This is a genomic window from Nautilia sp., assembly GCF_053994455.1.
The window spans coordinates 1-4923 of sequence record NZ_JBMYAU010000033.1 but is presented as its reverse complement, the minus strand read 5'-3'; the positions used below and the strand labels follow the sequence as shown (position 1 = coordinate 4923).

5 protein-coding genes are annotated in these 4923 nt (G+C 40.6%); 4 read left to right on the top strand and 1 reads right to left on the bottom strand.

Going from position 1 to position 4923, the window contains the following annotated elements; all coding sequences use genetic code 11:
* Window positions 1-270 precede the first annotated feature (270 nt).
* A complete protein-coding gene (mraY, locus tag ACXJIE_RS02440) occupies window positions 271-1326 on the bottom strand; it encodes a phospho-N-acetylmuramoyl-pentapeptide-transferase (protein ID WP_456479389.1) in 1056 nt (351 codons plus the stop codon).
* A 163-nt stretch (window positions 1327-1489) separates the two neighbouring features.
* On the opposite strand from mraY, the gene fabG reads away from it, so the two are divergent.
* The 4 genes from fabG (at window position 1490) to accA (ending at window position 4772) form a co-directional block, all read left to right on the top strand.
* The gene (gene fabG, locus ACXJIE_RS02435) at window positions 1490-2233 is read left to right on the top strand and encodes a 3-oxoacyl-ACP reductase FabG (protein WP_456479388.1); all 744 of its coding nucleotides are present in this window, start codon (window positions 1490-1492) and stop codon (window positions 2231-2233) included.
* Between the two features lie 59 nt (window positions 2234-2292).
* Window positions 2293-2526, top strand: a complete 234-nt coding sequence (gene acpP / locus ACXJIE_RS02430) for an acyl carrier protein (RefSeq protein ID WP_456479387.1) — start codon at window positions 2293-2295, stop codon at window positions 2524-2526.
* Window positions 2527-2603: 77 nt separating this feature from the next.
* The gene (locus tag ACXJIE_RS02425) at window positions 2604-3824 is read left to right on the top strand and encodes a beta-ketoacyl-ACP synthase II (RefSeq protein ID WP_456479386.1); all 1221 of its coding nucleotides are present in this window, start codon (window positions 2604-2606) and stop codon (window positions 3822-3824) included.
* A gap of 9 nt (window positions 3825-3833) precedes the next feature.
* The gene (gene accA, locus ACXJIE_RS02420) at window positions 3834-4772 is read left to right on the top strand and encodes an acetyl-CoA carboxylase carboxyl transferase subunit alpha (protein ID WP_456479385.1); all 939 of its coding nucleotides are present in this window, start codon (window positions 3834-3836) and stop codon (window positions 4770-4772) included.
* Window positions 4773-4923 lie beyond the last annotated feature (151 nt).

The window sequence follows — 4923 nt, the reverse complement described above, 5'->3', positions numbered from 1 at the left end:
TCATAATCGTTATGTAATACTTTATATTCTTTGAGTATTCCGTCTTTTTTAAAAAGTTCTAAAAACTCAAAAAAAATTTCCGATTTAATATCATTTACACTAATTTTCAATTCCATCTTTATCCTTTCTTAGAAAATTAATAAAATTTTCTTTCTTCTTTAATTTTTTTCCATTTCATTAATAAAATCATCATACATAAAAAACCTTTTCTTATTTTTCTAAATTATATCAATTTTTTATATTATTTTTTCATCTAATTTTTATTCTTTCTCACCTTATTTTTATTGAAAGTATTGCAATTAAATTTGTAATTAATGCCATTATCCAAAATCTTATCGTAATTTTATTCTCTTTCCATCCGAGCATTTCGAAATGGTGGTGGATGGGGGCCATTTTAAAGACTCTTTTGCCTCTTGTTTTATAGCTTCCGACCTGCAGGATTACCGATACGGTTTCCATTATAAATACGAACGCTATAAAAATCAAAAGAAGCTCGCTTTTCGCCACTATCGCCAAAAATCCGAGCAGGGCGCCGAGGGGCAGGCTGCCGCTGTCACCCATAAAAACCTCCGCCGGGTTTGCGTTGTACCATAAAAAGCCCAAAAGTGCCCCGATTAGGGCGAATACGATAACGGTGAGCTCTCCGACGCCGAGTTCGAAAGGATAAAAAAGATACGAGCTGAATTTATAGTTGCCCACGATATACAGCAAAATCCCCAGGGTGAAAAGTGAAAAAATGGACGGTACCGTTGCAAGCCCGTCAAGACCGTCCGTAAGGTTTACGGCGTTGCTCATAGCCACAATGATGAAAGCCCAGAAAAGAACCGCGAAATATCCCATGTCAAAAAGGGGATGCTTATAAAAAGGCACGTACAGTTTCGTATCGAATCCCGCTTTGATTAACAGGCAGGAAATGACAAGGGCGCCTATCCACTGAAGGACAAATTTTGTTTTGGCACTGAGCCCCGCCCGGTTTGAAGAGCCTTTTATTTTACCGAAGTCGTCTATGAATCCTAAGGATGTGAAATACACGAGCAGAGTGAGTGTAAGAAGCACGTATTTGTTTAATTCAGTCGTAATAAGTATGGAAATGACGGCGCTTGTTATAAAAATCAGCCCCCCCATCGTGGGAATGGAGTTTTTTATTTTGTGGTTTTCCGGAGCAAGTTCGAAAATGGGCTGTGTCGCTTTTGATTTGGCCCATGATATAAACCTCGGCATAACGGAGATTGTTATGGCAAAAGAAAGGAAAAAAGCAAGAATTGCCCTGAAAGTGATATAATGGAATATATTGATATGAAAATGTTCATAAAGATAATATAACATTATTTGCCTTTTTTAGATAAAATTTTATCATAAAAGAAGGTGCGGAAAAGTGGGAATGGGTGAGAGAAGGTGAAAGAAAGTGAAAAAAGGCTGTTTTTTACACCGTTTTTCACCCGTAGCTTTTTTTCACCTCTTTTTTACTATATTTATCCAAGGAGCATAAATGACATTTAGCGGTAAAAACGTATTGATAACCGGTGCGAGCAGGGGAATAGGTGCTGAGATTGCAAAGGTTTTGGCGGGATACGGGCTGAAAGTGTGGATTAACTACAGAAGCGGGGCCGAAGCCGCCGACAGGGTAAAGGAGGAAATTGAAGCAAACGGCGGAAGCGCTGCGGTTATAGGGTTTGACGTAAGCGATGAAAACGCTTTTGTAGAAGCCGTTAAAACAATAATAGACAGCGACGGGGAACTCGGTTATCTTGTAAACAATGCGGGAATCACCAATGACAAACTTGCAATGAGAATGAGTGTCGAGGATTTTAAAAGGGTTATCGACGCAAATCTGACTTCTACGTTCGTAGGGTGCAGGGAAGCTTTGAAGGTTATGAGTAAAAAAAGGTTCGGTGCCGTGGTAAACGTTGCGAGTGTTGTGGCCGAGGCCGGAAACCTCGGACAGGCCAATTACGTTGCGAGCAAAGGCGGCGTGATTGCTATGACCAAAACATTCGCACTTGAGGGGGCTGCAAGGGGTATAAGGTTTAACAGCGTAACCCCAGGATTTATAGATACGGATATGACAAAAGATCTTCCCGAAAAGGTAAAAGAGGAAATGCTTAAGAAAATCCCCCTAAAAAGGTTTGCACAGCCTCGAGAAGTAGCGAATGCGGTGGCGTTTCTTTTAAGTGACGGGGCAAGTTACATTACGGGGGAGACTTTAAAAGTAAACGGCGGGATGTATATGTGATTTGCAAGTACAATCAAAATTTTGATAAAATGCTGAAATAAAAAATTAAAGGAGATAAAATGGCATTATTCGATGAAGTAAAAGAAGTTATAGTTGAGCAGTTGAATGTAGCGCCCGAAGAAGTAAAACCTGAAGCTAAGTTTGTTGAAGATTTGGGAGCGGACAGCCTTGACGTGGTTGAAATGATTATGGCTCTTGAAGAAAAATTCGAAATCGAAATTCCGGACAGTGAAGCCGAAAAAATCCAGACTGTTCAAGATGTTATCGATTATATCGAAAAAGCAAAAGCTTAATCTCTCCCTTTTCGGGGATAATATTAACGGGTATTTTTTAAATATCTATTAATATTAACCTCAAATAAAGGAAACGTATGAGAATCGTTGTAACCGGTATAGGTATGATTAATTCGGTAGGTTTGAATAAAGATGAATCTTTTGAAAACATAATTGCCGGAAAAACGGGAATTGACAGAATTACACATTTTGATCCGGAAGGGTTCGGTTCGCAGATTGCCGGGGAAGTTAAAGGGTTTGATCCTAAAACTGTTATGGATCCCAAAGAAGTAAAAAAAGCCGACAGGTTTATTCAGCTCGGAATTGCCGCGGCAAAAGAGGCTATGGCGGATAGCGCTCTTAAGGAATACGACGGAAACAGATTCGGAATTTCTGCGGCAAGCGGTATAGGGGGTCTTTCTAATATCCAGAAAAATTCGATTATTTGTGAAACAAGGGGGCCAAGGAGGATATCGCCGTTTTTTATTCCGAGCGCTCTTATAAATATGCTCGGCGGTTTTGTTTCTATCGAATACGGGCTTAAAGGGCCGAATCTTTCGAGCGTAACCGCATGTGCGGCCGGAACTCACGCCATTACCGAAGCTTTTAAAACGATTAAACTCGGACTTGCGGATAAAATGATGGTGGTTGCCGGTGAGGCTGCCATATGTGAAATAGGTGTTGGCGGATTTGCGGCAATGAAGGCGCTTTCTACAAGAAACGATGATCCGGCGCATGCATCAAGACCGTTTGACGCAAAAAGGGACGGATTTGTAATGGGTGAAGGCGGAGCGTGTCTGATTTTGGAAAAATATGAAGACGCCGTGGCAAGGGGTGCGAAAATTTACGCTGAAATAATAGGAATCGGCGAAAGCGGTGATGCAAACCATATTACGACGCCTGCTCCGGGGGGCGAAGGTGCGTACAGAGCCATGAAAATGGCTTATGAAATGGCGGGTGAACCTAAAATAGACTATGTAAACGCACACGGAACATCTACAAAATATAACGATATGTATGAAACAATGGCTCTTAAAACACTTTTCGGAAGCAAAGAAAACACTCCTCCCGTAAGTTCCACTAAAGGTGCTACGGGACACTGCCTCGGTGCTGCCGGAACTATTGAAGCCGTCATTACGTTAATGGCAATGGAAAGAAACATTATGCCGCCGACTATAAATTATGAAGAGCCTGATCCGGATTGCGATTTGGATTATATTCCGAATAAGGCGAGGGAAGCGGAAATAAACGTGGCTATGAGTAATTCTTTCGGATTTGGCGGAACAAACGGAGTTGTGATATTTAAAAAAGTAAAATAAAGGCATACTTTGGCAGTACTCGATTTTGAAAAAAGAATAGAAGAGCTTAAAGAACAGATTGACGTCGCTAAAATAAAAGGCGACTCCCATGCTGTTTCCACGTTACAAAAAGAGCTTGAAAAAGAGATAGAAAAAACATTTAAAAACCTAACCCCTTATCAAAAACTTCTTTTGGCGCGTCATCCTGACAGACCCCATGCAGTTGACATTATAAATTTGATTATGGATGAAAAAATTGAAATTCACGGAGACAGGGAGTTCAGGGACGACGCTTCGGTAATATGTTATATAGGAATGATAGGGGATACTAAGTGTGTGGTAATAGGTGAGGAGAAGGGTAGAAACACCAAAGAAAAGTTAGCCAGAAATTTCGGTATGCCGCATCCCGAAGGATACAGAAAAGCTTTAAGAGTAGCCAAGCTTGCCGAAAAATTCGATTTGCCTATTCTTTTTCTTGTGGATACCCCGGGTGCTTTTCCCGGTATCGGGGCTGAAGAGAGGGGACAGAGCGAAGCTATTGCGAGAAACCTGTTTGAGCTTTCGCGGATTAAAACGCCGACCGTTTCTGTCGTAATTGGCGAAGGGGGAAGCGGCGGGGCCCTTGCCATAGGTGTCGCAGATAAATTTGCAATGCTTAAATATTCGGTGTTCAGCGTTATTTCTCCCGAAGGGTGTGCGGCTATTTTATGGGGGGATAACTCAAAAGCCGAAACGGCAACCAAAGCTCTTAAAATTTCAGCCGAAGAGCTTAAAGAATTGGGCCTTATTGATGATATAATAGACGAACCCCTTGAAGGGGCGCACAGGGATTACGAAACTACGGCTAAAAATATTAAAAACTACTTTTTAGAAAAAGTAAAAGAGTTAAAAGAGCTCTCAAAAGACGGAGAACTTCTTCAAAAAAGATTCGAAAAATATCTGAACTACGGAAGTTTTAACGAAAAATAATTTTTTCGTTGCTTTTTTACTGAATTACCAACCAAATAATTTGCTTTTTACAACAGTTTAATAAATCAGCCTTAATAATATAATGTCAGGCACAATTATACCAAAACCCAAATGACAGCGAACAATATGTAAGGAATAAGAATTGCTTGAA

Bases quoted from the DNA above. Each gene is read 5' to 3' on its own strand.
- mraY (WP_456479389.1), bottom strand. From the start codon at position 1,326: ATGTTATATTATCTTTATGAACATTTTCATATCAATATATTCCATTAT.
- fabG (WP_456479388.1), top strand. From the start codon at position 1,490: ATGACATTTAGCGGTAAAAACGTATTGATAACCGGTGCGAGCAGGGGA.
- acpP (WP_456479387.1), top strand. From the start codon at position 2,293: ATGGCATTATTCGATGAAGTAAAAGAAGTTATAGTTGAGCAGTTGAAT.
- ACXJIE_RS02425 (WP_456479386.1), top strand. From the start codon at position 2,604: ATGAGAATCGTTGTAACCGGTATAGGTATGATTAATTCGGTAGGTTTG.